Annotated in this window: 30 protein-coding genes and 6 pseudogenes; 15 read left to right on the top strand and 21 right to left on the bottom strand. The window is 47.7% G+C overall.

The window, feature by feature from the left end; translation table 11 throughout:
* Position 1 precedes the first annotated feature (1 nt).
* From EB241_RS16735 to EB241_RS16715, 5 genes are all read right to left on the bottom strand, one after another.
* A complete protein-coding gene (locus EB241_RS16735) occupies positions 2-205 on the bottom strand; it encodes a helix-turn-helix transcriptional regulator (RefSeq protein WP_124234238.1) in 204 nt (67 codons plus the stop codon).
* Between the two features lie 137 nt (positions 206-342).
* Entirely contained in the window at positions 343-609 is a 267-nt protein-coding gene (locus tag EB241_RS16730; RefSeq protein ID WP_124234237.1) for a hypothetical protein, read from the bottom strand.
* Complete coding sequence (locus EB241_RS16725; RefSeq protein ID WP_124234236.1) at positions 596-790, bottom strand: hypothetical protein; 195 nt, start codon at positions 788-790, stop codon at positions 596-598. Before EB241_RS16725 ends, EB241_RS16730 begins: the two co-directional genes overlap by 14 nt.
* The gene (locus EB241_RS16720; protein WP_124234235.1) at positions 783-995 is read right to left on the bottom strand and encodes a hypothetical protein; all 213 of its coding nucleotides are present in this window, start codon (positions 993-995) and stop codon (positions 783-785) included. Before EB241_RS16720 ends, EB241_RS16725 begins: the two co-directional genes overlap by 8 nt.
* Positions 988-1,341 (bottom strand): host cell division inhibitor Icd-like protein, encoded by a 354-nt coding sequence (locus EB241_RS16715; protein WP_124234234.1) that lies wholly within the window; start codon positions 1,339-1,341, stop codon positions 988-990. The genes EB241_RS16720 and EB241_RS16715 overlap by 8 nt, the downstream gene beginning before the upstream one ends.
* Positions 1,342-1,550: 209 nt before the next feature.
* Between EB241_RS16715 and EB241_RS16710 the strand changes: the two genes are divergently transcribed.
* Complete coding sequence (locus EB241_RS16710; protein WP_124234233.1) at positions 1,551-1,853, top strand: YlcI/YnfO family protein; 303 nt, start codon at positions 1,551-1,553, stop codon at positions 1,851-1,853.
* A gap of 292 nt (positions 1,854-2,145) precedes the next feature.
* Positions 2,146-2,511, top strand: coding sequence for a hypothetical protein (locus tag EB241_RS16705; protein WP_124234232.1), 366 nt, complete (start codon positions 2,146-2,148; stop codon positions 2,509-2,511).
* 267 nt (positions 2,512-2,778) lie between these two features.
* On the opposite strand, the gene EB241_RS16700 is transcribed toward EB241_RS16705, so the two are convergent.
* Positions 2,779-3,234: an antiterminator Q family protein gene (locus EB241_RS16700; RefSeq protein WP_124234231.1), complete on the bottom strand. Its 456-nt coding sequence runs from the start codon at positions 3,232-3,234 to the stop codon at positions 2,779-2,781.
* A gap of 468 nt (positions 3,235-3,702) precedes the next feature.
* Between EB241_RS16700 and EB241_RS16695 the strand changes: the two genes are divergently transcribed.
* The 3 genes from EB241_RS16695 (at position 3,703) to EB241_RS16680 (ending at position 7,187) form a co-directional block, all read left to right on the top strand.
* Entirely contained in the window at positions 3,703-4,551 is an 849-nt protein-coding gene (locus EB241_RS16695) for a YPO3983 family protein (RefSeq protein WP_124234230.1), read from the top strand.
* Positions 4,541-5,005 carry a DUF943 family protein gene (locus tag EB241_RS16690; protein ID WP_124234229.1) on the top strand — a complete coding sequence of 155 codons (465 nt, stop codon included), beginning with the start codon at positions 4,541-4,543 and terminating at the stop codon, positions 5,003-5,005. The genes EB241_RS16695 and EB241_RS16690 overlap by 11 nt, the downstream gene beginning before the upstream one ends.
* A 1,387-nt stretch (positions 5,006-6,392) precedes the next feature.
* Positions 6,393-7,187: a DUF4225 domain-containing protein gene (locus tag EB241_RS16680; RefSeq protein ID WP_124234228.1), complete on the top strand. Its 795-nt coding sequence runs from the start codon at positions 6,393-6,395 to the stop codon at positions 7,185-7,187.
* On the opposite strand, the gene EB241_RS16675 is transcribed toward EB241_RS16680, so the two are convergent.
* From EB241_RS16675 to EB241_RS16660, 5 genes and pseudogenes are all read right to left on the bottom strand, one after another.
* Positions 7,178-7,501: a hypothetical protein gene (locus EB241_RS16675; protein ID WP_124234227.1), complete on the bottom strand. Its 324-nt coding sequence runs from the start codon at positions 7,499-7,501 to the stop codon at positions 7,178-7,180. The genes EB241_RS16680 and EB241_RS16675 overlap by 10 nt on opposite strands.
* A gap of 445 nt (positions 7,502-7,946) precedes the next feature.
* Positions 7,947-8,309 (bottom strand): hypothetical protein, encoded by a 363-nt coding sequence (locus EB241_RS16670; protein ID WP_233592633.1) that lies wholly within the window; start codon positions 8,307-8,309, stop codon positions 7,947-7,949.
* Positions 8,306-8,539 carry a hypothetical protein gene (locus EB241_RS20770; protein WP_148089651.1) on the bottom strand — a complete coding sequence of 78 codons (234 nt, stop codon included), beginning with the start codon at positions 8,537-8,539 and terminating at the stop codon, positions 8,306-8,308. Before EB241_RS20770 ends, EB241_RS16670 begins: the two co-directional genes overlap by 4 nt.
* 450 nt (positions 8,540-8,989) lie before the next feature.
* Positions 8,990-9,709 (bottom strand): annotated as a pseudogene (gene terL, locus EB241_RS16665) (phage terminase large subunit); the annotation flags it as partial.
* On the bottom strand, positions 9,706-9,888 hold the full coding sequence (locus tag EB241_RS16660) for a hypothetical protein (RefSeq protein ID WP_124234226.1): 183 nt from the start codon (positions 9,886-9,888) through the stop codon (positions 9,706-9,708). The pseudogene terL and the gene EB241_RS16660, both read right to left, overlap by 4 nt.
* Before the next feature lie 527 nt (positions 9,889-10,415).
* Between EB241_RS16660 and EB241_RS16655 the strand changes: the two genes are divergently transcribed.
* The 3 genes and pseudogenes from EB241_RS16655 to EB241_RS16645 all read left to right on the top strand — a co-directional run.
* Positions 10,416-10,958, top strand: a complete 543-nt coding sequence (locus EB241_RS16655) for a site-specific integrase (RefSeq protein ID WP_233592631.1) — start codon at positions 10,416-10,418, stop codon at positions 10,956-10,958.
* A 180-nt stretch (positions 10,959-11,138) separates the two neighbouring features.
* A complete protein-coding gene (gene xopAH / locus EB241_RS16650; protein WP_124234225.1) occupies positions 11,139-12,095 on the top strand; it encodes a XopAH/AvrB family type III secretion system effector in 957 nt (318 codons plus the stop codon).
* A gap of 132 nt (positions 12,096-12,227) precedes the next feature.
* Positions 12,228-12,350 (top strand): annotated as a pseudogene (locus EB241_RS16645) (IS3 family transposase); the annotation flags it as partial.
* Here the strand turns inward: EB241_RS16645 and EB241_RS21630 are convergent.
* Genes EB241_RS21630 through EB241_RS21620 form a run of 3 tightly spaced genes read right to left on the bottom strand, consistent with a single transcriptional unit; the run spans position 12,322 to position 13,103 of the window.
* Positions 12,322-12,657: a hypothetical protein gene (locus EB241_RS21630; RefSeq protein ID WP_233592636.1), complete on the bottom strand. Its 336-nt coding sequence runs from the start codon at positions 12,655-12,657 to the stop codon at positions 12,322-12,324. The pseudogene EB241_RS16645 and the gene EB241_RS21630 overlap by 29 nt on opposite strands.
* The gene (locus EB241_RS21625) at positions 12,644-12,889 is read right to left on the bottom strand and encodes a hypothetical protein (RefSeq protein WP_233592630.1); all 246 of its coding nucleotides are present in this window, start codon (positions 12,887-12,889) and stop codon (positions 12,644-12,646) included. The genes EB241_RS21630 and EB241_RS21625 overlap by 14 nt, the downstream gene beginning before the upstream one ends.
* A gap of 28 nt (positions 12,890-12,917) precedes the next feature.
* Complete coding sequence (locus EB241_RS21620; protein ID WP_233592629.1) at positions 12,918-13,103, bottom strand: hypothetical protein; 186 nt, start codon at positions 13,101-13,103, stop codon at positions 12,918-12,920.
* Between the two features lie 126 nt (positions 13,104-13,229).
* On the opposite strand from EB241_RS21620, the pseudogene EB241_RS16635 reads away from it, so the two are divergent.
* The 4 genes and pseudogenes from EB241_RS16635 to EB241_RS20970 form a co-directional block, all read left to right on the top strand.
* Positions 13,230-13,557 (top strand): annotated as a pseudogene (locus EB241_RS16635) (recombinase family protein); the annotation flags it as partial.
* A gap of 740 nt (positions 13,558-14,297) precedes the next feature.
* Positions 14,298-15,578, top strand: coding sequence for a dicarboxylate/amino acid:cation symporter (locus EB241_RS16630; RefSeq protein ID WP_124234224.1), 1,281 nt, complete (start codon positions 14,298-14,300; stop codon positions 15,576-15,578).
* Positions 15,579-15,629: 51 nt separating this feature from the next.
* Positions 15,630-16,925 (top strand): annotated as a pseudogene (locus EB241_RS16625) (aspartate ammonia-lyase); the annotation flags it as partial.
* A gap of 147 nt (positions 16,926-17,072) precedes the next feature.
* The gene (locus tag EB241_RS20970) at positions 17,073-17,213 is read left to right on the top strand and encodes a hypothetical protein (protein ID WP_158612422.1); all 141 of its coding nucleotides are present in this window, start codon (positions 17,073-17,075) and stop codon (positions 17,211-17,213) included.
* 22 nt (positions 17,214-17,235) lie between these two features.
* On the opposite strand, the gene EB241_RS16620 is transcribed toward EB241_RS20970, so the two are convergent.
* Positions 17,236-18,114 carry a LysR family transcriptional regulator gene (locus tag EB241_RS16620; RefSeq protein ID WP_124234223.1) on the bottom strand — a complete coding sequence of 293 codons (879 nt, stop codon included), beginning with the start codon at positions 18,112-18,114 and terminating at the stop codon, positions 17,236-17,238.
* 118 nt (positions 18,115-18,232) lie between these two features.
* Between EB241_RS16620 and cuyB the strand changes: the two genes are divergently transcribed.
* Both cuyB and EB241_RS16610 read left to right on the top strand, forming a co-directional pair.
* Positions 18,233-18,952, top strand: a complete 720-nt coding sequence (gene cuyB, locus EB241_RS16615; RefSeq protein WP_124234222.1) for a cysteate racemase — start codon at positions 18,233-18,235, stop codon at positions 18,950-18,952.
* Between the two features lie 128 nt (positions 18,953-19,080).
* Positions 19,081-19,952: pseudogene (locus EB241_RS16610) on the top strand (IS3 family transposase); the annotation flags it as partial.
* On the opposite strand, the pseudogene EB241_RS16605 reads toward EB241_RS16610, so the two are convergent.
* Positions 19,943-20,197, bottom strand: a pseudogene (locus EB241_RS16605) (recombinase); the annotation flags it as partial. The pseudogenes EB241_RS16610 and EB241_RS16605 sit on opposite strands and share 10 nt — an antisense overlap.
* 214 nt (positions 20,198-20,411) lie before the next feature.
* Here EB241_RS16605 and EB241_RS16600 point away from each other — a divergent pair.
* Positions 20,412-20,669 carry a YfhL family 4Fe-4S dicluster ferredoxin gene (locus tag EB241_RS16600; protein WP_124234221.1) on the top strand — a complete coding sequence of 86 codons (258 nt, stop codon included), beginning with the start codon at positions 20,412-20,414 and terminating at the stop codon, positions 20,667-20,669.
* 34 nt (positions 20,670-20,703) lie between these two features.
* Here the strand turns inward: EB241_RS16600 and acpS are convergent, their stop codons facing one another.
* The 5 genes from acpS to rnc form a co-directional block, all read right to left on the bottom strand.
* The gene (acpS, locus tag EB241_RS16595) at positions 20,704-21,087 is read right to left on the bottom strand and encodes a holo-ACP synthase (protein ID WP_124234220.1); all 384 of its coding nucleotides are present in this window, start codon (positions 21,085-21,087) and stop codon (positions 20,704-20,706) included.
* The gene (gene pdxJ / locus EB241_RS16590; RefSeq protein WP_124234219.1) at positions 21,087-21,818 is read right to left on the bottom strand and encodes a pyridoxine 5'-phosphate synthase; all 732 of its coding nucleotides are present in this window, start codon (positions 21,816-21,818) and stop codon (positions 21,087-21,089) included. Before pdxJ ends, acpS begins: the two co-directional genes overlap by 1 nt.
* 74 nt (positions 21,819-21,892) lie before the next feature.
* Positions 21,893-22,627 (bottom strand): DNA repair protein RecO, encoded by a 735-nt coding sequence (gene recO / locus EB241_RS16585; protein WP_124234261.1) that lies wholly within the window; start codon positions 22,625-22,627, stop codon positions 21,893-21,895.
* 4 nt (positions 22,628-22,631) lie between these two features.
* Positions 22,632-23,537 (bottom strand): GTPase Era, encoded by a 906-nt coding sequence (gene era, locus EB241_RS16580; RefSeq protein ID WP_124234218.1) that lies wholly within the window; start codon positions 23,535-23,537, stop codon positions 22,632-22,634.
* Positions 23,534-24,214: a ribonuclease III gene (gene rnc / locus EB241_RS16575; RefSeq protein WP_124234217.1), complete on the bottom strand. Its 681-nt coding sequence runs from the start codon at positions 24,212-24,214 to the stop codon at positions 23,534-23,536. The genes era and rnc overlap by 4 nt, the downstream gene beginning before the upstream one ends.
* Positions 24,215-24,280 lie beyond the last annotated feature (66 nt).

Below are 24,280 nucleotides of genomic sequence, written 5' to 3'. Positions count from 1 at the left end.
TTCACCCCTCCACGGCATTACGTTCGTTCATTCTCTTTTCGAGATAAGCATCAATTTCCCGCTTAACCCACCCCACACGGCGCAACCCTAACGGGAAGCTTTTCGGGAAATCGGGGGTGCGCTTACAGAAGGTGTAAAAACCGCTCACAGATTTATATTTCAGTGCTGCCATGACTTCGTATTTAGTTAATACCTGTTCGTCCATCGCGTGATCCTCTTGCGTCAAATAAGTGTTTACGCGAGTGATAAAACAACTATTCGAACGCTAAACAAATCAGCCTGCTTTAAGCAGGCTGTATAGTTATTGGAACTGGTAATTTTTTACGTCTTACCGTGGAGGGGCTATTTACGTTTTTTGTTACTGGCATTGTTGTGCTTACCTGCCTTGCCAAAAGCCCGACGAAAGCAGCGATTAGTCGCATCTGTCACCTGTATTTGTCCGTCCTCTAACCGTTCACAACCATAAAGCGCGGCTACTGCCTGTTCTGCATCCGTGTCGCCGCTGGCCGAATCAAGCAAGCGTACTTCGCTTTTATGGGTGAAAATGTTCACTCCAATAACAGCGAGGCTTTCCGGCCTGCCGGAACGCAGAGATTTAAGCTTTACCATTGTCGGCCTCTCCTGATTTGGCCCGGGTGTGGGTTGCGCGTACTGCGGTTTCCTGCGCCCAGGCGATCAGGTCATGCGCAAGATCTTTGCCGTATTCATCGTTAAACAGATATTGCGCCGCCTCAAGTACTGCGGCGATTGGCCGGATAGCATCAGCCGGGGTTGCATAGTAGTTACGCATGACTGGCCTCCTGTTTCATCTGCTCGGTAATCAGGTAACTGGCGGCGCTGCCCACCAGCGGAAGAATCAGCCCGATCAGCGCTTCGGTTTCAGTGGTAGCGAGTGCACTTGGATACTGAGACATAAGGCGAAGAACAATTTCGGCCTGGTGCGCTTTACTGGCGGCCGCCTCCAGTGCGGGGTTATCAAGCGGTAAATCACGCATGACACACCTCCACTACTTCACAGGTAACTTTTCCGGTATGGCCGAGGAAGGAGAAATTAAACGCTGCAGCACTGGCGAGATGTTCGGCCTGCTGGTGGTCTGCAAAGAGATCCGGCAACAGGAAACTACACCCCTCCCCGCCAGACAAGTGCAGGTGCGCTAGCACCTGATAAACGCCCTCAGTAATACGAATACGGGCAGAGAACAGGTAAGCAGGATTGCTCAGACGAGAACGCGCCTCTGCTTCGGTGGATGCGATGATCGTTATGCGCTGGTTTGTGCGTGGCGAGTGGAAGCGCCATATAAATTTGGGGTGAGCGAGTGTGTTACTATTGGCGTTAGCCATAGCATTACCTCCGATAATGTTATTGGTAAGAGGCCCTGCTTGCGCTTCCGACGTTCGCGGGGCTTCGCTATTTTTGCACCTAACCTGTGTTTAATCTGTGGACAAGGTGTGTATTTACTTTAATTTTAAGTGTGTATTTAAGTCAAGTGTTTTAAATACACACCTTATGCTGTATTGTTTACACACTAACGATAAAACCGGGGGGCTTAATGGCCACAGGTAATGTAAACAGCAAGTCACAACTCAAAAACATCCGCATTCCGCATGACGTTTTGGAACAAATCGAAGTGGTTAAGCTTGACGGAGAATCAACAGCGGGCTTTCTGGTGGCAGCAGCACGCGGAGAGATAGCCCGCCGACAGACAGAAGGGAGTGGAGATAATCCCCTGCTTTCCTCTCTCGATGCGCTGGCACAGGTTGAGCAGATCGGTACAAAGGCAGGTGAAGAAATAAGGCAACTTGTCAGCGTTGCGCGTAACGAACTCCAGCGCCGGAATGGGTCAAAGAGCTAATCCCTGAACAGGGGATAACGTGCGATTTACCGGGGAGAGGCAAAGCAAGAATAACTGCTTAGCTGTTCTCCCCCATTGGTAAAACCACCATCCAGTAAAGATGATTTATCCGGGCTGGTGGCTACGGCGATAAATATGCAAATCGGCACTGATTCGCCATCCCAGCTTAATGTACAAATCAGGTTTGTACATTAAAAAGCTTCTCTGCTAATGTACAAATCAGGTTTGTACATTAAAAAGCTTCTCTGCTAATGTACAAACCTGACTTGTACATTAAGGGTTAACCCCCATCATGAGACAGACCAACCGCAAAACCGCCATACTGGCGCTGTTCAGGCCGGAGACAAAAGAGCAGGCTGACGCGATCCGGCTGGAGGCCTGCGAACCGCCGTTTGATGTGGCGGGCATAGCGTCGGCGCTGTACGGCTTTGACGTGCAGAGGGAAGACCCGACGCGGTACCGTTCTGTCCGGCGTACGCTCGACACGATGGTAAAGGACGGGCAGTTAGAGCGGATTAAGATCAACGAGGGGCGCGGTCCGTTTGGGCACATTAACAGCCTGGTCGTTCGTTACCGCCTTCCCGGCACATTCACCGTTGTGCGTGAGGACAGGCCACCAGCGGACTACATCGAGGGCGAAGTGATTTCCCGATCGTAATGGTGAATGTGCAAAAAATGACGGGCAGACGATACCCCTGCCCGGCATCAAAAGAACGTAATTCGTTCTTTTCTTTATATTCAATAAGATAGGTTAACTTTGCTTTCTGGCTGGTGGCATGGGAGGCTGACTATGCAAATCTGCACAGATTAGCAAATTAGGTAACTGATTGATTTCTCCTAAAACCTCCATTGGAGGGAGTCGGATAACTACCTGATTAACGGTAATTTCCTACTGGGTAGGAATTCATCATCCAGATTTGGACCATCAACCCACCCCCCGCACACGACCAGAAACATCCTCAAAACCGCGCAGCAGAAATGCAGGCGCTTCCATCTGCCCGGTGGCTTTCAGTACCAGATCCATATCCAGCCTGACGCCCAGCGTCACCAGACCGCTGTTAACGAAGTTCTCAGCCCCGGACAGCAGATTGCGAACCTGCATACAGTTGGTTTCGAGCAAATTTGCCACATCGCGCAGAGGCAGGCGCAGGACGTAGTAAGCAAAGAGCACCTCGCGTTCTGCATCGCGCCCAGCGATGTGCAGCCTCGATACACAGGCGTCGATTATCAGGCCGTCATCGTCACTACAGGACGGACGCAAAGATGATTTACCCGCCAGCACTCCCCGGAAGGTGGCGCAGACAGCAGGCCATGCAGAGCGGTTTTCTTCATACGCCGCCCATTCTCCCCAGCGTTGCATCACTGCCCGTATAACGCGCATTATTCAGCCCTCACCCTGTAAACGTTGATAACTGATTGATTTTGATTAATTCCGACGATTAGACGGAATCGCCAGCCCACAGGCGGGACACGGAAGATTTTTTCGGGGTCACTACGCAGTAAAAAACGCAGCGTCACGAAGGTTTTCTGACAGTCTCTGCGCGAGAAAAAGGAAAGCTTTATACCTGAATTTATTGTTTCCAGTCCTGAAATTTCCACCGGAATGACACTCCTGACCTGATGCGGCTGAAGGTTTTTCTTACCTCACTACGCGAGGTTCGCGCTCAGGTTCGCACAGAAAATGCAGGCACTGGTGTGTCAGAGACTGTGATTTAAAGTCGTTATCCCCCCTGCCCGGAATCTGCAAAAAATTACGTGTAGAGAGTGCTCAACGTTTACACTCCGGCCCACCAGCGCGTATCATTCCCTGTAAAGACGCAACGGACCATTACACAAGGAATGTATAACGATGGCTGCACTACAGTTTCCCTGTACGATATTTAAGACGCAGAAGTGGATGGACGACTACGGCGCGAGTGATATGCGCTGCGGCGATTTGACCGAAGCACAGTTAAAATCCCGGTATCGGCTGGATTACATTTCTGACCGGGTTGATCCTTACACGCTGACCCGGCGTTCTTCACTGGATCGTCCCCAGTCCATGTTCTGCTGCAATCTGCGCGGCCAGGGTGAAAAGATTACCCGCCAGCAGTGTGCCGCAATGCTGTTTGATGAATTCCGCTCGTTATCCCGTAAATTTTCCCTTTACGGGCCGTATAGTCACCTGATTGAAAAGATGATCACTCACATGCAGCACGGCAATGGTACGCCTTTCCGTGATATATCGCTGGACCGGGCATTGAAAGAGCATATTATCAGGGATAACTCAAAGGAAAATAGTACACGTCTGTTATTGAAAGACGCGTTTGATACCTATATAGATTGGGATAAAAAATATTACCCAACCAATCAAAAAAGCGAACTACCAAAAGCCATTCTTGAAGGACGATTACCTAAGTTTGACAGATTTCAGGATAATTTTAACGGCATGGGTATTACCGTTCATGATACTTGGGCAACACATATCACCATTAAATCACTACATATTGAAAATGACCGTTACCAGGCAGTGGTACACTATAAGGTTCAGGATCACTTTGGTCTGGATAGCGATGATATTCTGAACACAAAATTTAGCCAGTTCCATTTCTTCCGTATCTGGTTTGTGCTCCAGCGGTACAATCAGTTTGGCTTCAAGCCATTCATGACCAATATGGAAGCCACGGTAGAGATTAACGGGGGCCGTAGTGAAAGTTAAATATAAGACAACTCTATTCGCGCTGGCGTTCTTCGCTTGTCTGCTACTAGCCTGCGTACTCTGGCTGTCACTGCGTACGGTAGAAATAGTCGCTGTACACGAAAACGGTAATCACAGCTATATTTTAGTGAAAAAATTTCCTTTTACGGATAAAGGGAGAATAAATTGGTGGCAGGAAAACAAGGATATGCTCAAAAATAAGCATAAAGTCCCCCAGTCTGACACTGATGGTTTTTTTACTGTTGTCTTTTGGGATTTTGGTGATGGTTATAAAGAAGAAGGGAAATATGACAGACTTTGTTTTGAGGATATGAAACCTCCAAAAAACTGTATAGAAAAAAATAAAGTTTTTACTGTCAGTTACGGTAGGAATATGGGGCTCTCTTTTACTACTAATAATAAAATATATCGCATGAAAGAAAACGGACAGATCGTAAAAGACATGGCCGATTAGGTTGCCACCCTCGCGTAGAGACAGCAATAAAATCATCCGCTCTACCCAACCTTGCACCAGCAAAGCGGAAGTAGCAAAATGCTCAGGAGGCTATCCCGACGGGGAGAAAAGCGGCAACGCCTTACCGCCTACCTCACTCTTTCAGTAAGACCACTCCCACTGACACTTTTAGGTCTCACGCCACCCATTCCCCGGCGTACTTGCGCATGTGCGGGTTTTGCCAAACAAAAAATGTTGAGAATTGTTGAGGTGTAAAAGCCCGTACAACAACCCTCGCTCAGATTGGAGCATTTCCGGGGAGGGTTGCCCTTTCCCATTCTGGCAACTTTTCGGACGGCGTCCGACTATCGACCGACGAAAGCACGAAGCAAAACGTAGTGCCCTAACTTTACCGATCCGATATCGCACCCCGCCAAACATAAATTTGGCCCAACAAACGGCAAAGTATGGACAGCGCTGTTCACCCCTTGTCCATACCTCTGTCCACAAACGAACGCGCTTGGAGAGGTATTATCTATATAATAAATATAATATTTTTTATTTTTAATATTATATAAGGACAGTGGACAGGCTGGACATGTAAAAGCATAACAGCTTTATGTGTTACTCTTAGCAGAGACTAAATAAGCCCCTCCCCGGCAATGTGTAATTTTCTACCAAAACATTTTGGTAGTACGTTTGGTAGTTAGAACCTTAAAAGCTAAATTGCTTTATTTTTAAAATCAGTCCACTGCCGCATAAGTTCAACTCCCGCCAGCCCACTTTTGACAGGACTGCAACCGGACAGAGACTATAAAAACAGTCACTTACGGACACTGACCAGACAGAACGCAGACCTAGTAAAGACAAAAAAGTGTACGTGAAATGCACATACACTGCACAAAAGCCCTGGATTTTCGATCCGGGGCTTTTCTATTTGTAACGAAGTGAAACAATTTCTAATCCATTTCCTGAAAATGAATTACGTTGTTAACGTGAATTCATCGTCGAAATCCCCCCCCCTGCCCGGGAGCTCTCAAGCACTTGTAGGTAGTTTATTCCGGTCGCTAATGACGCTGGCCGTTCAAGCTCAAGCCAGAAGCAACCCGCGTATGTCCGGCCAAACCAAAATCCGCCGCCCTCTTGATAGTTCTCAAGCTGTTCACCCCGATAAATCATCATAAAGTTACTGTCGTTGCCGCCCAGAACTCACCCTGAAATACTGTATAAAAACAGGTTAAATTTAAAATTACTCTGCAAGTAATCTTTAACCGACATAACTTAACTGTTTACAATTCAGCCGCTAAATAACATAGTAACGGTGGGTAGTTGGCAGCCTGATATTGTCCCTGCTCTGCATAGCAATGGAGGCCAGTTAGCCACCTCGCATACAGCACAAGGACGAGTTATGGATAACTACTTAGCAAAGAAACGCTTTTCTGATTATTACCTCACAATGGCCAGCCTTGAAGCCCGCAAGCTTATGAGCACAACCGAGCGGGTGGGGTTTCGCCATCTCCGCAGTATCACCGTTCGAAACGACTTTAAAATTAATGTTCAGGAGTTTATCTCAAATCAGTTAAAGATGATTCGTACTGCCCGAAATGAGTCACAGTGTCAGGAGTCCGTTAGCAATCTGCAACTTGAACGAAAATATCTTGATGGGCAGGACAGACAGCTTAATCATAAAGGCGCAAAAATTGTAGCCACCGCTGAACTTAAACAGGAGAATGGCGTCTGGGGATATATTATTAATGGTGTCGGGGTAGCCATCTATGGAATTCAGGTTGTAGTAGGTGGCAGTCTGCTTGCAGCTTCAATTGCATCTGGAAATATTATCGGCATAGCCTTTTCTGGAATGCTAACTCTTCATGGAATGAATGCCTTTCAGAAAAGTATGGAAAACATAAAATCAGGGAACGATAATTTTGTTGGTTTTTTAGAAAATGGCTATATTTATACCGCCAAACTATTAGGATTTGACGAAAAAACTGGACGACTGGCTTGCAGCTACATAGATTTATTCTTATCAGGTTACGGGATGAGCCGACTGGTTTTAAAACCCGAAGCATGGAGGCTCTTTCATTATCTCAGAGCGGATTATGTGCGAAACATTAAAAATATGTCACGTACAAGCCTTATCATTGAGATGGGCAGTGATGCCATGACAATAAAATCCATTTATGACGAAAATCAAAAATGACTATTTCTTCTTATAAATAAAAACGCCTTACCTCCTAATTTTAACGGTATGACAAACCAAAAAACGACGGAGGTAAAAATCAATGTCAATAGCATCGATAGCAAATCACTATCTTTTCTCATGAAAAAATCACTTCCCATAAGAAAAAATGCCACCAACAAAAAAACCATACCACCCAGAAATCTTTTTCTCAGGTCCACCAATAGCTCATGCCAGGTGGTATTATCTTTTTCTATTCGATTTTTCAGAAGGGCTATTTCTTTTGAAGTAAACCCGCCATCAGCCAGTTTTTTTTCCATCTCAATATTCTTCATATGCAATCCTTACATACCGTTTCGCGTTACACGTAATCATAGCGTCTTCAGTATAAAGGGCAACGAAAAAACCCGGCTTTCGCCGGGCCTGGTGTTGGTGCGCAGGAAAAAGGAGTGTCAGAAAAAACGGTACAGCAGGATGAATATGGCAGACCAGAATGCAATGCAGCCAGAGAGAATAGCAAGCCAGGTAATTCTACGCGTCCATTTCATGATGTTGCTCCTTTTGCCTGTCTAAAATAAGCCCAGCTAAAACTCCGGTCCAATTGGTGCTGTCGATCAATCAGATCTCATTGATCGACAATACAGATCAATATATTTAACTTATTGTATATCAATGGCTTTATACCAGCCCTGCCACCTGTATATATTCGTACGCAGCTCCCGGACGCACTCTGCCGTAACCGTATCGGCCTGCAAATCTGCGTCGCTGTCTGTGCCTGCATCACTTATCCGGCACGGTGGCTGCATCAAATCCGGGGATATGGTTGGCAGCATCGATGGCGCGCTGGCGCAACTGCACAGCATCAGGATCGAACTCACACACATTGCGCAACGGATTGTTAACATATTTCACCGCGTCTCTGTATACAGTCCGGTAAACAACCCGGCTTTCTGTGCTGGCTGTAGCAGCGGCATTTTCAGTAACCTGCACTGCGGTAACGGCCCGTACCTTTCGCTTCTTTGCGTCAGCGTTAACTTTATCAGCATGTGCATACCAGCCAGCCCGATAACGTATGTGGCCGTACCCCCAGACGATGGCGATGATTGCAGCACTGCACACCACCAGGCGTTTTAACGCGATCACAGCACTATAAAAACAGCGTGTTTTGTACCGTATATCGCCCGCCCGAGTATGCGCCCGCTGCCCCGCACGGTCCGGCCCGCGATCGGCAATCCAATCGCGGTATTAACCGATTCAGCGGCAGACTGCCAGATTTCGCCCTGACCGGACACACATGCAATCGTGCGTTCGTCCGTACCCTCATAAACAACAGCCCAGGACTCTGTAACTGTTATGTTTTCTGCATCGGACATAATTACCTCATTAACTTAACAGATGTGATATAACGGCCTCCCCACTGCCGGGAAGCAAGTGGGACAGATACCGCATCGTTGACGGGAATTAAATCAACGCTGGTTCCGTCTGAATAAAAGATGCTCGACGTACTGTAATCCATTGTGTTTATTGCAGCTCTGGCCGCCGTGCGCGTCCCCGTGCTGCCCAAGCTCGTTGTAACTGGTGATGTTGCCAGCGTTCCGACCTCAACAGATATCAGACTCATGCCAATGCCTGACGCACTGTCACTCTGCGCACGATAAACTGATGCGGTAATCGGCCCCGCCGGAATTTCCTGGCTCAATGCGTAACAGTAATTCGATGAATCCCAGCGACCGATATATGTTCGAACCTGGGCGGCGCTGGGCAGTTCACCCGACATTATTACACGCTGATACTCATCAGTTATGCCCGGGTAATATTCCGCCAACGTCCTGTTGCAGTAACCTTGCGCCTTTATGGATCCCGATGAAAACGAATTCAGGGGTAAACGGCAATTCGTAGTGGGTACGCGTGGCGGCGTCTTCTTCTATGCGGTAAGCCTGCGAAAACAGCGGGATAGTCAGGCAGTCTGCGCCCATGTTTTCCAGCTCATCATAAATGCTGTCATGCGTGTGCGGTGTGCCGATAAAGAGTTTTCGTCCGCCCGGTACCAGAATGTGCGTCTGCTCTTCCAAACGATAGCGAAGCTTTTCGCGCGCCTCCGGCGTGGTGATATTTTTTGGCACTTCAACGTCATCATTCTGGCATTCATCTGCGCGCGCTGACGTGACGTTAGAGAGGATCCCCCGGGCATACATGCTGGCGTTACGGAAATCCGACACGCCGTCAACCCACCACTGCTCTATCGTTCCCTGTTTATCCGGCAACATGCCCCGGGTAAGCGGGTGATTGCGTATAACATTTTGCGTGTCACGGCTGGTTTTGTATGCGGTACCATCAGACTCTGACTGGTGCAGGATGCGGTAATCGCGGTTCTGGTGATAACGCCAGGCGTTATAAACCGCAAGGATGGTTGACTTTCCGAACCCACGAAAGCAGCGCAGGACGGCCAGATCGCCACGGTTGGCCAGCCAGTGACAGTCCGGCACGTCCCAACGCATACGCTCTGCCCACATATGGAAAAAGGCCGGAAATGACACATTCATTTTTTGCCTTTTTTCATAATCCTTTCAATAAATTCCGCCGCTTCCTTCTCTGCTTTATTCACCTGCTGGCCGAGCAGGAACGCTTCCTCTGAGGGGTTTTTGGCATCGACGGGCGCACCGCTGCGGCTATGCATACCGATCAGCGAATGCACTTTGATTAACAGCGTCAGGAATGCCATGTGCCTGGCAATGCGGCTTCAGCATGAACCGCATCCAGAGCGTATCAGTGTGGACAGGCTGCGATACATAGCTACTGTGGAGCCGGCTAATCTCCGCGAGGCCTCCGCCACGCTGTCGCGCATACTGGCATCATCAGGGATTATTGATGAGGGTTTTGATCATCGGGTGTCAGAACGCCGCCGGCCGCCCCGGGAATACAATGCGGTGCCTGACATATAGGCCGAATGGCTCTCCTGGTGTGAGCGATGGCGAGATACTTCGGTACTCCGTCCCTCACGTATTGAGGCATGCTGGTATGCGTTGCTTAAGTGTGGCCGCTGGCAGACACCGGAAGAAGAAAACAATACGTCCCGCATCTGTCTGATTGATGTGCCGTCAGCAAGACATGCGCGGCATTCACAAAACCGGTTGATCCTGTAGTTGGACACTATATCGAACGCTGGGAACAGGTTCGTAGCCTGCAGACGCTTCAGGAAGATCCAAAGACTGGTGAGAGTGTGCATTTTTTTATGCACCGGCGAGACGGGTGCACGGAAGCTACATTAATAAATCACTCGTCCCGTTGTTGTGTAAAAAGGCGGGCATACCTGAGCAGGATGCCAGAGGCAGGATCACCAGCCGCCGTGCAAGAGCGACAATTGCCAGCCAGCTTTATAATGCCCGGGAACCGCTTGCTGTTTTTGAATTGCAGAAATGGCAGGACCATGCTTCACCGGAATCCACTCGCCATTATGTTGAGATCACGCCAACAAGGCTTGCCGCCTCGCTCGGGAAAGCCGGTTACTTTGAACGTAGCCGCCGTATGGTTTCTGTGTTGCCCGACCAGAATGCAATTCTGGCAGGCCTTCCCAAACCGGGGAACCCTGGCGTTATTACGACCTGGGTCACGGTTTGTGCAGCTACGATTTTTGCACAGTGCCCGCACCGGATGGCGTGTGCAAAGTGCTCATTTTATCTGCCCAGGAACTCCTCTGAAGCGCAATATCGAGAGGGAAAAAAACCTGATAAGAATGTTGCAGGAAATACCGCTGACGGAAGTCGAACGTGCGGCAATGGAAGATGGTATTGAGGCAATGACACGACTGACGGATTCTCTCCAAAAAGTAGCCACACCGGGGTGAAATCAATATTATCAACGGCCCGGAAGTGTCTGGATTATCCGTGGCGATTCATTTTTTTGCGGGATGGAACTTTATTCTTTAAATAATCACTCAGGAGTATATCCCTCAGTATTTATAAGGAATAAAAAATGGGCTGTATATCGTCCAAACCTCAGGTATCTTCTCCCCGTCATTACTATGCGGAATCAGTACATTCTGGCCGGGCAAGCAGCGAAATGGATGTTTCCAGTCACCGGATACATACCGGTTTGAGTGGTCCACAAAGTTCTTCATTGAGCTACAATGAACAGTGTCTGATTGGGGTCGCAAGATGGCCGGACAATCAGTACAATCAAGAGCATACCGCATCACAAATGGCATATGGTCAGTCATTCTGGCAGGCGAGTCGTCATATTGGCCAGGAAATAGCAAATGGTGATGTGAGCACATTTGATGCGCTGTGGGATAAAGCGAGAGACTGGCGTGTTGCCGCTTCTGGCGGCGATTACGAAACATTTGGCGAAGAACGCTATCCATCGTACTACCGCACCGCGACAACCCCCCTTGCAAATCAGTATGAATATATTAAAGACAGATTCAGCCACCGCACAGATGGTGAACTTTGCTACAACGATACGGAAACACCCAACCAGGAATTCCCTTTAAGAGAAAACCTGGATGGAAATACTCTTGCTTTATCGGCGGTGGTGATGAGTACAGACCCCCATGCAAACCGACACGATGAGCATTACGCCACATTAAGTCATATGGAATCGGGGGAACCCTTTTATATACGGCATACCTATTCAGCAGATGTCGAGGCAATCATGGAGCATGTCAACGGCCTGTATAACAAAGCTCTGGACCCCCACCTGTCGGATTCAAAATTCATCAAAAACCTGGCAAACATACACTGGTGGGCGGCCAATGCGATGCCGGACAAACGCGGAAGCGCAGCTAAAGCAGAGTTATGTGTCAGATCGATTGCTCAGGCCCGGGGTATGGACTTGCCGCCATTGCGACATGGTGTTGTCGCTGATCTTGAAGCTATGACAACGCCCCGGGAAAAGTTTGTTAAGAACTACATGAGTATGTTTGAACGTTGAATAAATTGAGGTTCTTTTCCGCATCAACGAGTAAATAGCGTACTACAGCTTTATGGTTGTCTTGTGGTGGTGATTTACTTAATTTTGCCACCTGAACGAAAGTGATATGCTCACATCCATTCAGGTGATCCAATGAAAAGAAGCAATTTCATCGCTGAGTTCAAACGCGAATACGCTCAACTGGTTATTTATCAACACTACACTGTCGCTGATTCGGCCAGTGCCATCAATGTCGGCCTTTTAACAATGAAACGGATTCCCGGCTGTCGGTTGACGTTTCCCGGTGATGAAACAGGTTTGAGAGTACCTGACAGGCATCACCGCGGTCGTCCATAATTTCATAATGCCGGCGAAGACAGATCAGTTTGATGACGTCTTCACTGTCAGAGTCAGTGACGGACTGGCAGATCTGAGCAAAAGTGCGGATATCACTTTCACCAATGAGCTGCTCGGTGATGCAGACTGCATTGTAGCGGAGGTGTGAAGCCGTAACCAAATGACTGAACAGCTTTCTGACGGACTTCAGCGTATCAATAATGGGTTCAACGTCATGAGTCAGCATCAGTACCGTCTCGTTTTTTCAGGCAGTCACCGGTATTGCGGCGCAACAGCACTTCCAGAATGACAGACTTTTTGTTCTTATCAAACGATGACATCGGCTCGTCAAGAAGGAGCAGATCTGGCTTCTTAGCCAGGCACTCGTACATAAATAGAACGATGGCAAAGGCATTGCGTTCACCGTCGCTAAGATGCTGGCTGACGTAGCCATCAAAGTCTTCATGGTGCAGCTTCAACCTGCATCTGTCACCTTCCCTCATGATGTCAACCGGATAACGATAGCCAGCGTACGCCAAAGTTATTGATATCGGTTTTATGCCTGAGAATCAGTTTTTGCATCCCCTGACGCTGCTTATTGACCTGTCCCCGCAGCCGTCCGGCATGCGTCGTCAGGTCGTCTAAAGAAGCATTGAGGCTGGCTACGGTGCGGGCCGTTTTATCCGACTGCACCTATGGAAAAAACTTCACGTCAAGGCGGCAGGATTCCAGCGCTGCCTTGACATTTGTGGAAGCGCTGAACGTAAAGCCATTAAAGGTTTTAAGGGTGTTCAGCATACCTGTCAGATTGTCTGTTGGCTTCTTCACCGTCATGAAATATGGGTCCACTGCCTGACGCCGGGAGGAGTAGTCCTTACCAGTCTGGCTGGAAAGATGACAATGCAGGTAATCTCTGACGTCGCTGAATTTGAGCGGAATCTGCTGCTTGAGCGTACGCATACTGGTATTGCGTGGGCAAAAGCTTCGGGTAAGCGTTTTGGCCGCCCGCCAGCTTTGAATGACGAGCAAAAAAAGGTTGTTATCTTACACCTTCTTGAAGGAAAAAGTATTAGCGCGATAGCTGGTGAGTTAGGCTACGCGCCAGGCAATCCTCAGAGTTAAAGCAACGTACTATGAGAATATTTGAGCAATTAGATAAATTGTTGTTAACAATTGCTTATAATATTGAATGATTCAATATCTCTATCACAGTAAAAAAACAGGGGCTTTCATTGAATCTTATGAATCATTTCCTAAATTTTCACGCACCCACAATTTAAATAATCTATTGATTATAAAAATTAAAAACGACATGCAAGGTTATTTTTTGTACTATCAATAGCGGGGATATTATAGTTATATATAATTCAACCACTCGTTATGGCAGACAAAAATTCAATAAATTTGCTTCTACACAAAAGGAAAAAATATATGCTTTCATTTTTATGGTCTTTATAGTTTAATACACCATGATGTATGTAAATATAAATTTATTTTTTTTGATATATTCAGATTATATAATTAGCAGTTTATAATTTCTTGCAATTTTTATATAAATAGAATTTACAGCCCCCAAATGATAAATTTTTTTAATTAATTACCTCTGCACCTATAAATATATTCCCTGTAATGTCCCTCCATAAAATGTGACGCTTACCTCAAACCTGACATTTAGTCATATGAAATAGTTATAAACAGATATTATCTATTTATATCAGCATGTTATGCACATAAAAACGGCTATGCATTTTTTGCATAAGGCCTTTTCCAATTGCATTTATTTTACGTTTAAAAAAAAGTAAATTTAATTTTAAGGCTTTGTAACCGAAACCATGCCGTGGGTCTGCTAAAGAACAGCAGACTTTAAAATTATATCAAGAGGTCAATATGAAAAGGCAAAAATTAATGAAGCAGATAGTCATCGCTATCGTGCTTGGCATTTTAGTTGGCTGGGGATGTCATCAGTATTCTGGATCAATCGAGCAGGCTAAGGAGCTTGCATCGTACATGAACATCATTACCGACGTATTCCTTCGACTGATTAAAATGATTATTGCTCCTCTGGTATTCGCTACGATCGTATCAGGCATCGTTTCGATGGGGGGCTCATCCTCAGTCGGCAGCATAACCCTGAAGGCTATGTTGTGGTTTATCTCAGCAGCTTTGGTTTCTCTGCTGATTGGTATGTTTATGGTGAATTTCTTCCAGCCCGGTGCGGGACTAAACCTGTCAGTTCCCACTACGTCTGTATCCACAGGCCTGAATACGTCTGGATTCTCACTAAAAACATTTATCAGCCATATATTTCCCCGCAGCTTCGCTGAGGCAATGGCCAATAATGAGATTCTTCAGATCCTTATTTTCTCCATCTTCTTTGGATCAGGCTTGTCCTTTATCTGCCGTGACGGTAAAAGCCCGGTGGCCATTTTCATTGAAGATCTGGCACGTATCATGTTCCGCATCACTGATTATGTGATGAGTTTTGCGCCCGTCGCGGTATTTGCGGCCATCTCTTCTGCCATTACGGTTGAAGGTCTGGGCCTGCTTTATGATTACGGTAAGCTGATCGGATTGTTCTATGTCGGCCTTGCCATACTCTGGGGAATACTGTTCATCGTGGGTTATGCATTCCTTGGTAAAAGCGTTTTCGGGCTTGGAAAACTCATTCGTGAGCCCGTCGCACTCGCTTTCGCAACGGCCAGCAGCGAATCTGCCTATCCTAAAACGATGGACGCGCTTGATAAGTTTGGCGTGCCCAAGAAAATCACCAGCTTCGTTCTCCCCCTGGGCTACTCGTTTAACCTGGATGGCTCAATGCTTTATCAGTCATTCGCCATCCTTTTCATCGCTCAGGCTTATAACATCGATCTCAGTCTGACCGAACAGGTTCTAATCCTTCTGACGCTGATGGTCACCAGCAAGGGTATGGCTGGCGTCGCCAGAGCATCGGTGGTGGTAGTTGCCGCCACGCTCCCTATGTTCAATCTGCCCGAGGCCGGCATCCTTCTTATTCTTGGTATCGATCAGTTCCTGGATATGGGCCGCACCGCGACGAACGTAGTTGGCAACAGTATTTCTACTGCCGTCATCTCGCGTTTAGAAAGCAAGAAAAAAGCGGCACAGGCTGACAAGTATGCTGCAACCAGCGAACAAGCCAAATCGTCCTGATTATCGTGAATCGGCAAGTAAAACTTAAAGATTAAATACGGCAAATATACTATGAACATGCAAACTCGTATTAAAGAAGATCTGCAGGGTTTCCGTGAATTAAGTGGTGAGGCGTTTTACGGCATTCCATTCGTACGCTCAGGACGGCAGAAAATTTCCGTACAGCGGCGTTAAAACTTTGTCCTGCCAGGAATTTATTCGCTCTATGGTTCTGGTGAAAAAAGCGGTTGCCACGGCAAATCAGTCGCTGGGCATGTTACCTGCCGAAATTGCTACCGCGACCGTCGGCGCATGCGACGAATTTATTGCTGATAAATCCTATGTGTCACAGTTTCCAATTAATGTGTTTCAGAGCGGAGCGGGAAGGTCTTTTAACATGAATGTGAATGGGGTGATTGCGAATATTGCACTACAACAGAAGGGTTCTGCTAAGGGGCGCTATGACATCATTAATCCCATCGATCATGTCAACAAATCCCAGTCTGACAGTAATGCTTACCCTACCGGCTTTCGCATCGCCCTGTATCGTGAAAGCGAAAGGTTGCCAGAAGCACTGGAGCGACTTCGGCATGGTTTTGACCGTAAAGCATCTGAGTTTACCTCTGTACTGAAGATGGACCGCACGCAGCTGCAGGATACTATTCCATGACGCCGGGACAGGAGTTTTCCGCCTTTTCAACAGCGCTAAAGGAAGAGAAAAAGCTAATCCGTTATACCATGCAACTTCTGTTGGAAATTAACCTGGGTGCTACAGCCATAGGCACTGGGGTGAATACGGCTCCGGGCTACCAACAGGCGGCTGTCGCCGAACTGGCTGAGGTAACGGGATTGCCTGTGGTCGCATCGGAAAATCTCACTGAGGCAACATCAGACTGTAGTGCATATGTGATTGTTCAGAGCGCCTTTAAACGATTAGCATTCAAGCTATCTAAAATTTGTAACGCTCTCAGGTTACTATCTTCGGGACCGCGTGCAGGACTCAATGAAATCAACCTTCCTGAAAAACAGGCGGGATTATCGATTATGCCTGGAAAAGTGAATCCTGTTATTCCTGAAGTTGTAAACCAGGTCTGCTTTAAGGTAATGAGAAACGAGCTTTGCGTTTCAATGGCATCAGAAGCCGGTCAGTTGCAGCTTAACGTCATGGAGCCGGTAATCGGACAGGCGATGTTTGAACCCATGACGTTGCTGGTCAACGCGATGGACAACCTGAACATCGACTGCCTCCACAGAACTACCGCGAACGTGGAGGTATGTCGAGGTTACGTCATGAACTCAAGCGGGATTTTGACTTATCTCAATCCATACATTGGCCATCACAACGGTGACCTGGTGGGTAAAATCTGCCGCACTAAATAGCTGCTCCTGATACCGCTACACATTGCATAAGCCCTGTGGCACAAGGGATTGCCCGCTTTCCACAACCAAAGCCGGTGCTATCAACGCTTCAAAGTTGTCGTCAGAATTAATGAAGCAATCACCACTTGTTACCCAGTGATCTACTATTCGGAACCGCTATTTAGCAGTAAAAGCATCCGGGAAGTCATCATCGAGAAGCAGCTGATGGAAGAATCACTGCCTGATAAGGTTCTGTCCGTTGAGAATCTGGCAAAACCGGCGTATCCGGCAGCATGATGAGAGAGCCAGGTGGCGCAAGCTAGCGGGCTTTCATGTACTGCCAGAAACGTTCGGAAGAGAGATTCAGCCTTGAGCTGGTCCGGTAAAGATAAACGCCCATGTTGACAGAATATTTATCGTCAAGAATCGCCAGCTCGCGGTTTTTAAGTTCATGCACAATGGAATAATCTGGCAGCCAGCCTGCACCGTTACCATTAATTATCATGCGTTTGAGCAGATCACTCATTGAAGACACAAATGAAAGAGTGAACGACAGGGCCGGCTCCTTATCAAGCATCTGATTGACCTGACGCCCCATATAGCTTTCATCGGTATATTTCATCAGCGGCACCGGCCCTGTGCCGAGCGGAAAAGCAGGCCGACCATTAGCATGACAGGAAGATACGAGGTGGAGCTCAGTTTCAAGTACCTGATGATGCATAAAGGGAGCGGTCATCAGATCTTCATTATAGAAAGAGAGGATAAAATCGCACTTACCTTCCTTTAAATTATGAACCGCCTCGTCAACATTTATCGATTCCACAAAGAAAATTTTGTCTGTCGAGGTTGAAAAGTCAGCAATAATTGGGGGCAGAACGAACAAAGACAATGAATGAGCAGCCGCGACATTAATCCTCTGTCTGGTACTATCAATCCCCCTTATTTTGTTTATCTGGAATTCCATGTCATCTATGAGATTTCTTGCATAAACGATAAAATTTTTGCCTTTTGCAGTTAATTGTAATGGGTTAAAACTTCTTTCAAAAATTTCGAATCCTATTGCTGACTCCAGCGCCTGAATTCTTCTGCTGAAAGATGACTGCGATATATTCCTTTTTTCAGCCGCCAACGTGAAACTTCTGTACTCGTCCAGTGCAACAAGGTCGTGCAACCATTTCAACTCAATATTACTTAACATTTTACCACCCTGAGCAAATGAAATTACCCCTATGCAATTTTAGCATGACGCTGAGAAACTCTGCAATTACATGAATGGCGCCTTGTGCGATGATCGGTTTTATTTTTAAGGGGGGGCTATGGAAAATATTATAGGAATTCTTGGTGGAATGGGGCCGGGTGCGACAGCGGACGCATTCTCTAAATTAGTCTCACACACTCCAGCAAAAAAAGACCAGGAGCATATCCCCGTGATTATCGCGTCACTTCCGGGAATACCTGACAGGACAGAAAGCATTATTCATGATGGGCCTTCGCCACTTCCGGGGATGCTTAACTCACTGAAAATACTGGAAGATGCAGGAGCATCATGCATCATAATGCCATGTAATACAGCACATTTCTGGTATGAAGATCTCAGAGCCTCTACCCCTGTAACGTTCCTGAGCATCATCGATATCACCTGTCAGAAAATTATTTCTGATAAAAGGGATAGCGTGGCAATTCTTGCAACAACGGCAACAGTCAGAACAGAGCTATACCAGAATAAGTTAATGAAAGAAGGCATAAGCTGTATTATCCCCGATGATATAAATCAGAAAAATATAATGAACAGCATCATTAACTATAAGGCAGGAAATTATCAAGCAGCCTATGACACCATGGCTTCATATGTTGAAAACCTCGAACAAAAAGGTGTAAATACTTTCATTATGGGTTGCACTGAAATACCTCTAATCCTCAAGCCTATCGCGCAAAAAAAACCAGAAAAATTCATTGATGCAACTGATGAACTAATAAAAGAAGCCATCAGATGGTATTACGAGGCTTCAGGCATTAATATCCGAAAGGCACATTAATAGCAAAACAAATAAGACATACCAATAAACGATAAAACCATATTGAGAGGCCATCTTGTAGTGGCACACTGAATTTGGTCACCTGAACAGAGGTGATATGCTCATCTCAGAACAATACAGGTCTCCCAATGAAAAGAAGAAGTTTCAGCGCAGAGTTTAAACGCGAATCCGCCCAACGGGTCATTGACCAGACCTACACCGTTGCAGATGCAGCCAGCGCTATGGGTGTCGGCCTTTCCACCATGACGCGATGGGTGAAACAGTTACGTGATGAGCGGCAGGGAAAAACAGCAAAAGCCGCTCCCATTACCCCGGAACAAATTGAAATACGCGAACTGAGAAAAAAACCACAACGCATTGAAATATAAACGTAATATTAAAAAAGACTACCGCAATCTTGATGTCACCCCCCCTGAACAGTTCTCAATAAGTGGGAAACTCAGGGCGCGTTATCCTGTAGCCACTCTCTACCATGTGTTTGGGGGTTCATCGCAGCAGCTACAAATACAAATACTGGAAAAACCGTCCTGAAAAACCAGACGGCAGACGGACTGTATTACGCAGCCAGGTTGCGTAGCATCAGCCACGGTTCGGCCGCGACAAAGAGCATCGTTACCATGGCAACCCAGAGAGGCTATCAGATAGGGCGCTGGTTTGCCGTCAGACTGATGAAAGGGCGGGTGCTGGTGAGTTGTCAGCAGCCCACCACCGGTATAAACGTGGTGGCCATGAACACATCGCTATCCCGAATCACCCTGAACGACAGTTCGCAGTAACAGAGCCAAATCAGGTATGGTGCGGCGACGTGACGTATATTCGGACAGGCAAACGCTGGGCGCACCTCGCCGTTGTTCCCGGCCTGTTCGCAAGAAAGCCAGTGGGCTGGGCAATGTCGTTCTCACCGGACCGCAGACTGACCATCAAAGCGCTGGAAATGGCGTGGGAAAGTCGTGGCAAGCCAGCTGGAGTGATGTTCCACAGCGATCAGGCGCCATCTTTTTTTGGGAATTCAGCGTAGAAGGTAACTTTTCCAGCCTTGCTGAAATCAATGCGGAGATAACTCTCCCTTTCATACTTTGAGCGCCGGGACTGGCCGAGATGCGCACGTATAACTTTAGCGGCAGCAACACAGATTTTCATGTGTGAGCTTATATAAGGCGGTTTACACCCTTCCCACTTCTCAGATGCGGTTAAAAACGCGTCGTTATTGGGATAGCTCGGTGTTTGTGTTACAGTGCGCGCCATTAAAATTCCTTGTCTTTTGGCCCTCCGGGCATCAGGTACGCAGATGAGAGTTTTGAGGCGATGAAAAACAGCTTGTGTTGCTGTTTTGTGCTACTAAACTGAGTTTACCGGTGTTTTCGATACTGGATAAATACACAGCAAGCTGATCATCGTAAAGAATATAAAAGACCAATAAGACACTGTTTTTAAAAGATTAAAAAGGTAACCTATTGAAATGGCTTTATTAATTACACAACGCTGTATTAATTGCGATATGTGCGAGCCAGAATGCCCAAATCAGGCGATATCAATGGGTGACAACTTCTATCAGATTGATACCAATCGCTGCACAGAATGCGTGGGGCATTACGATACACCAACCTGTCAGCAGGTCTGCCCTATTGTTAACACCATTATTACCGACCCGGATCATACTGAAAGCAGGGAATTGCTGTGGGAAAAATTTGTGCTGATGCACCATGCGGTATCCTGACAGGGTTGGGGCGAAACGGCTTTCGCCCTGTTGGTCAGCAGCTTTCGATAATTACCGTAGCACAGGCATAGTATCGCTCATCCGCCAGCGTGACGTGGACACTGGCGACACCCAGTTTCTGCGCCAGATCGGCAGCGTGGCGAAAAAAACGCAGTCCCGGCTTCCCGGCTTCGTCGTTATAAACCTCAAACTGGTTAAAGGCCAGACCTCCACGAATACCGGTGCCAAAGGCTTTCGCTGCGGCTTCTTTCACCGCGAAACGCTTGGCGAGAAAGCGCACAGGCTGTTGGTGTGCCTGATACTGCGCCCACTCATTTTCACTTAATACCCGCCTGGCGAGTCTGTCGCCGGAGCGTGCAATCACGTCCTCAATACGGACGATTTCCACAATGTCAGTACCAAGGCCGAGGATCGCCATTAACTGCGCGCCTCACGCATTAACTGTTTCATTTCCTTTACGGCATCGGCCAGACCACTCATCACTGCACGTCCAATAATGGCGTGACCGATGTTCAGTTCATGGATTTGGGGCAGTGCCGCGATGGGTTGTACATTGTGATAGGTCAGACCATGTCCGGCGTTCACCCTGAGCCCCTTGCCATGTGCGTAACATACAGCATCTTTAATCCGTCTGAATTCCGCATCCCGCTCGCGGCCTTCTGGCGCATCAGCGTAAGCACCCGTATGAATTTCAATATAGGGGGCGCCAGATGCCATTGCGGCGTCAATTTGTTGGTGATCTGCATCGATAAACAGCGAAACCAAAATGCCTGCTTCGGAGAGACGCGATACAGCAACCGTGATTTTATCCAGTTGGCCAGCGACATCCAGCCCCCCCTCAGTGGTCACTTCTTCACGTTTTTCGGGAACCAGGCAGCAAAAATGCGGCTTGATGTCGCAGGCGATATCCAGCATCTCATCAGTTACCGCCATTTCCAGATTCATGCGGGTTTGAATAGTCCGGCGTAAGATGCGCACATCGCGGTCAGTAATATGGCGGCGATCCTCACGAAGATGAACGGTAATACCGTCTGCGCCAGCCTGTTCTGATACAAATGCCGCCTGCACCGGATCGGGGTAGCTTGTACCGCGTGCATTACGAACGGTAGCAATATGATCGATATTGACGCCTAACAATAAATCGGCCATGACAGTCCCTCAAAATTAAGTTTGGTTATAACGGAGTACATTATTTCACGGCACCGCAGCTAACACCTACCCTTCTATTCTGATGTTGGCGGTGTATCCACCCGCTTTTTTGGTACAAACTGGCGGAACAACTCCTGACTCTTTAACGGTTTCCCACCCAGATAGGGCTTGAGGGCAATGCGGGTAAACCTTTTTGCCGCGCGAAGGGTATCTGCATCAGGAAAGTTTCGTTCCGACAATGCCCGAAGCTGGCGACCGGAAAAGGTGTTGTTATTTACCACCAAGCTGGCAATAAAACCTTTTTCCTGTCGGTAGCTGTAAGTCATCTCATCGCAGACGGCTTCACCACTTCCGGCACAGTGCAGAAAATCAATGCCATAACCCAGATGCCCAAGCATGGCAAGTTCGAAACGTCGCAAAACGGGTTCAGGTGAAGATACTGCCGCCGCCAACGCCTGAATACAGTACAGATAGTCAAAAAAAAGCGCGGTAAAAGCGGTTTCCTGCTCCAGAACTCTGGACAGCAATTCATTAACATACAGTCCACAGTAGAGCGTGCTACCAGACAGGGGAAGCGCCAGAGAGATGGGTTCAGCGGCACGCAGGGTTTTGACCTCACCACGACCGCCCCAACGAACCAGCAGCGGCGTGAAAGGTTGCAAAGCGCCTTTCAGTGCTGAACGTTTGCCCCGTGCACCTTTGGCAAGAACACGGACGCGGCCATAATTTTCGGAAAAAAGATCGAGCAGAAGGCTGGTTTCGCTGTAAGGGCGTCCATGCAGAACAAATGCGCGCTGCCAGCCTTCCATCAGGTCAGAGATCGTCTGTATAGCCCAGGCTACGCAGGGCTCGCTCATCATCTGCCCAGCCAGATTTCACTTTCACCCACAGTTCAAGATGTACTTTAGCTTCAAACATCTCTTCCATATCCTTACGTGCTTCAATGCCAATGGTTTTTATTTTGGCACCTTTGTTACCTATCACCATTTTTTTCTGGCCCTCACGCTCTACCAGAATCAGACCGTGAATGTCATAGCCGCCACGTTCGTTGGTGGCAAAGCGTTCAATTTCAACAGTGACGGAGTAAGGTAGCTCAGCACCAAGAAAACGCATCAGCTTTTCGCGGATAATTTCCGAGGCCATAAAGCGCTGGGAGCGATCGGTGATGTAATCTTCCGGGAAGTGATGTTCCGCTTCTGGCAGGCATTTACGGGCAATACTGGCGATAGCATCAACATTTTTACCGCTTTCGGCAGACACAGGCACGACATCGATAAAGGCCATTTGCTGGCTGAGAAACTGAATGTGCGGTAGCAGAATGGTTTTATCGGTAATATTGTCAACCTTGTTGATGGCTAACAATACCGGCGCTTTACTGCCTTTAAGCTTGTGCAATACCATCTCATCATCGGCGGTCCAGCGTGTCCCTTCCACCACAAATATCACCAGCTCAACATCTCCGATGGAGCTGGATGCCGCACGGTTCATCAGGCGGTTTATTGCCCGTTTTTCTTCGATGTGCAGACCCGGCGTATCAACATAAATCGCCTGATATTCGTCCTGGGTGTGGATGCCCATAATACGGTGACGGGTAGTTTGCGGTTTGCGTGAGGTAATCGACACTTTCTGACCGAGAAGTTGGTTCAGCAACGTGGATTTTCCAACGTTCGGGCGGCCGACGATAGCAATAAAGCCGCAATGGGTAGTTTGTTCGCTCATTCAAGCCCCAACTTAATCAGCGCCTGTTCAGCTGCTGCCTGCTCGGCTTTGCGACGACTTGAGCCGGTTCCAACAACCGGTTCCGCCATGCCGCTTACCAGACAATGGATAGTAAATTCCTGATCGTGTGCTTCGCCACGCACCTGCACCACCAGATAAGAGGGCAACGGCAAATGTCGACCCTGTAAATACTCTTGCAGACGCGTTTTGGGATCTTTCTGCTTATCGCCGGGACTGATCTGCTCCAGGCGGCTGGCATACCAGTCGAGGATCAGTTTCTCAACCGTCTGAATATTGCTGTCCAGGAATACACCGCCGATCAACGCCTCAACGGTATCCGCAAGAATTGACTCACGACGAAAACCGCCGCTTTTCAGCTCTCCCGGCCCCAGGCGCAGACATTCACCAAGGTCAAATTCACGGGCCATTTCGGCCAGGGTATTTCCCCTTACCAGCGTCGCACGCATACGGCTCATATCCCCTTCATCCACACGAGGGAATCGGTGATAAAGCGCATTTGCAATAACGTAGCTAAGGATCGAGTCCCCCAAAAATTCAAGCCGTTCGTTATGTTTGCTGCTGGCACTACGATGAGTCAATGCCTGCTGTAGCAGTTCCTGTTGAATAAAAGTGTAGCCCAACTTTCGCTGTAGCCTGTTAATTACGATGGGGTTCATGTGTTACCAGTGTCTGAATGCGTAAATTGTTCTGCATACGGAACAGGGCTGGACTCGCCAACACGA

Source organism: Erwinia psidii (genome assembly GCF_003846135.1).
Classification (GTDB): domain Bacteria; phylum Pseudomonadota; class Gammaproteobacteria; order Enterobacterales; family Enterobacteriaceae; genus Erwinia; species Erwinia psidii.
The sequence above is the reverse complement of the archived record's forward strand: the minus strand, read 5'-3'. Positions and strand labels throughout refer to the sequence as shown.

What these genes read in the sequence shown, in the direction of transcription:
- EB241_RS16735 (WP_124234238.1), bottom strand. Translation starts at nt 205, where the DNA reads ATGGACGAACAGGTATTAACTAAATACGAAGTCATGGCAGCACTGAAA.
- EB241_RS16730 (WP_124234237.1), bottom strand. Translation starts at nt 609, where the DNA reads ATGGTAAAGCTTAAATCTCTGCGTTCCGGCAGGCCGGAAAGCCTCGCT.
- EB241_RS16725 (WP_124234236.1), bottom strand. Translation starts at nt 790, where the DNA reads ATGCGTAACTACTATGCAACCCCGGCTGATGCTATCCGGCCAATCGCC.
- EB241_RS16720 (WP_124234235.1), bottom strand. Translation starts at nt 995, where the DNA reads ATGCGTGATTTACCGCTTGATAACCCCGCACTGGAGGCGGCCGCCAGT.
- EB241_RS16715 (WP_124234234.1), bottom strand. Translation starts at nt 1,341, where the DNA reads ATGGCTAACGCCAATAGTAACACACTCGCTCACCCCAAATTTATATGG.
- EB241_RS16710 (WP_124234233.1), top strand. Translation starts at nt 1,551, where the DNA reads ATGGCCACAGGTAATGTAAACAGCAAGTCACAACTCAAAAACATCCGC.
- EB241_RS16705 (WP_124234232.1), top strand. Translation starts at nt 2,146, where the DNA reads ATGAGACAGACCAACCGCAAAACCGCCATACTGGCGCTGTTCAGGCCG.
- EB241_RS16700 (WP_124234231.1), bottom strand. Translation starts at nt 3,234, where the DNA reads ATGCGCGTTATACGGGCAGTGATGCAACGCTGGGGAGAATGGGCGGCG.
- EB241_RS16695 (WP_124234230.1), top strand. Translation starts at nt 3,703, where the DNA reads ATGGCTGCACTACAGTTTCCCTGTACGATATTTAAGACGCAGAAGTGG.
- EB241_RS16680 (WP_124234228.1), top strand. Translation starts at nt 6,393, where the DNA reads ATGGATAACTACTTAGCAAAGAAACGCTTTTCTGATTATTACCTCACA.
- EB241_RS16675 (WP_124234227.1), bottom strand. Translation starts at nt 7,501, where the DNA reads ATGAAGAATATTGAGATGGAAAAAAAACTGGCTGATGGCGGGTTTACT.
- EB241_RS20770 (WP_148089651.1), bottom strand. Translation starts at nt 8,539, where the DNA reads ATGTCCGATGCAGAAAACATAACAGTTACAGAGTCCTGGGCTGTTGTT.
- EB241_RS16660 (WP_124234226.1), bottom strand. Translation starts at nt 9,888, where the DNA reads ATGGCATTCCTGACGCTGTTAATCAAAGTGCATTCGCTGATCGGTATG.
- xopAH (WP_124234225.1), top strand. Translation starts at nt 11,139, where the DNA reads ATGGGCTGTATATCGTCCAAACCTCAGGTATCTTCTCCCCGTCATTAC.
- EB241_RS21630 (WP_233592636.1), bottom strand. Translation starts at nt 12,657, where the DNA reads ATGCTGACTCATGACGTTGAACCCATTATTGATACGCTGAAGTCCGTC.
- EB241_RS16630 (WP_124234224.1), top strand. Translation starts at nt 14,298, where the DNA reads ATGAAAAGGCAAAAATTAATGAAGCAGATAGTCATCGCTATCGTGCTT.
- EB241_RS16620 (WP_124234223.1), bottom strand. Translation starts at nt 18,114, where the DNA reads ATGTTAAGTAATATTGAGTTGAAATGGTTGCACGACCTTGTTGCACTG.
- cuyB (WP_124234222.1), top strand. Translation starts at nt 18,233, where the DNA reads ATGGAAAATATTATAGGAATTCTTGGTGGAATGGGGCCGGGTGCGACA.
- EB241_RS16600 (WP_124234221.1), top strand. Translation starts at nt 20,412, where the DNA reads ATGGCTTTATTAATTACACAACGCTGTATTAATTGCGATATGTGCGAG.
- acpS (WP_124234220.1), bottom strand. Translation starts at nt 21,087, where the DNA reads ATGGCGATCCTCGGCCTTGGTACTGACATTGTGGAAATCGTCCGTATT.
- pdxJ (WP_124234219.1), bottom strand. Translation starts at nt 21,818, where the DNA reads ATGGCCGATTTATTGTTAGGCGTCAATATCGATCATATTGCTACCGTT.
- recO (WP_124234261.1), bottom strand. Translation starts at nt 22,627, where the DNA reads ATGGAAGGCTGGCAGCGCGCATTTGTTCTGCATGGACGCCCTTACAGC.
- era (WP_124234218.1), bottom strand. Translation starts at nt 23,537, where the DNA reads ATGAGCGAACAAACTACCCATTGCGGCTTTATTGCTATCGTCGGCCGC.
- rnc (WP_124234217.1), bottom strand. Translation starts at nt 24,214, where the DNA reads ATGAACCCCATCGTAATTAACAGGCTACAGCGAAAGTTGGGCTACACT.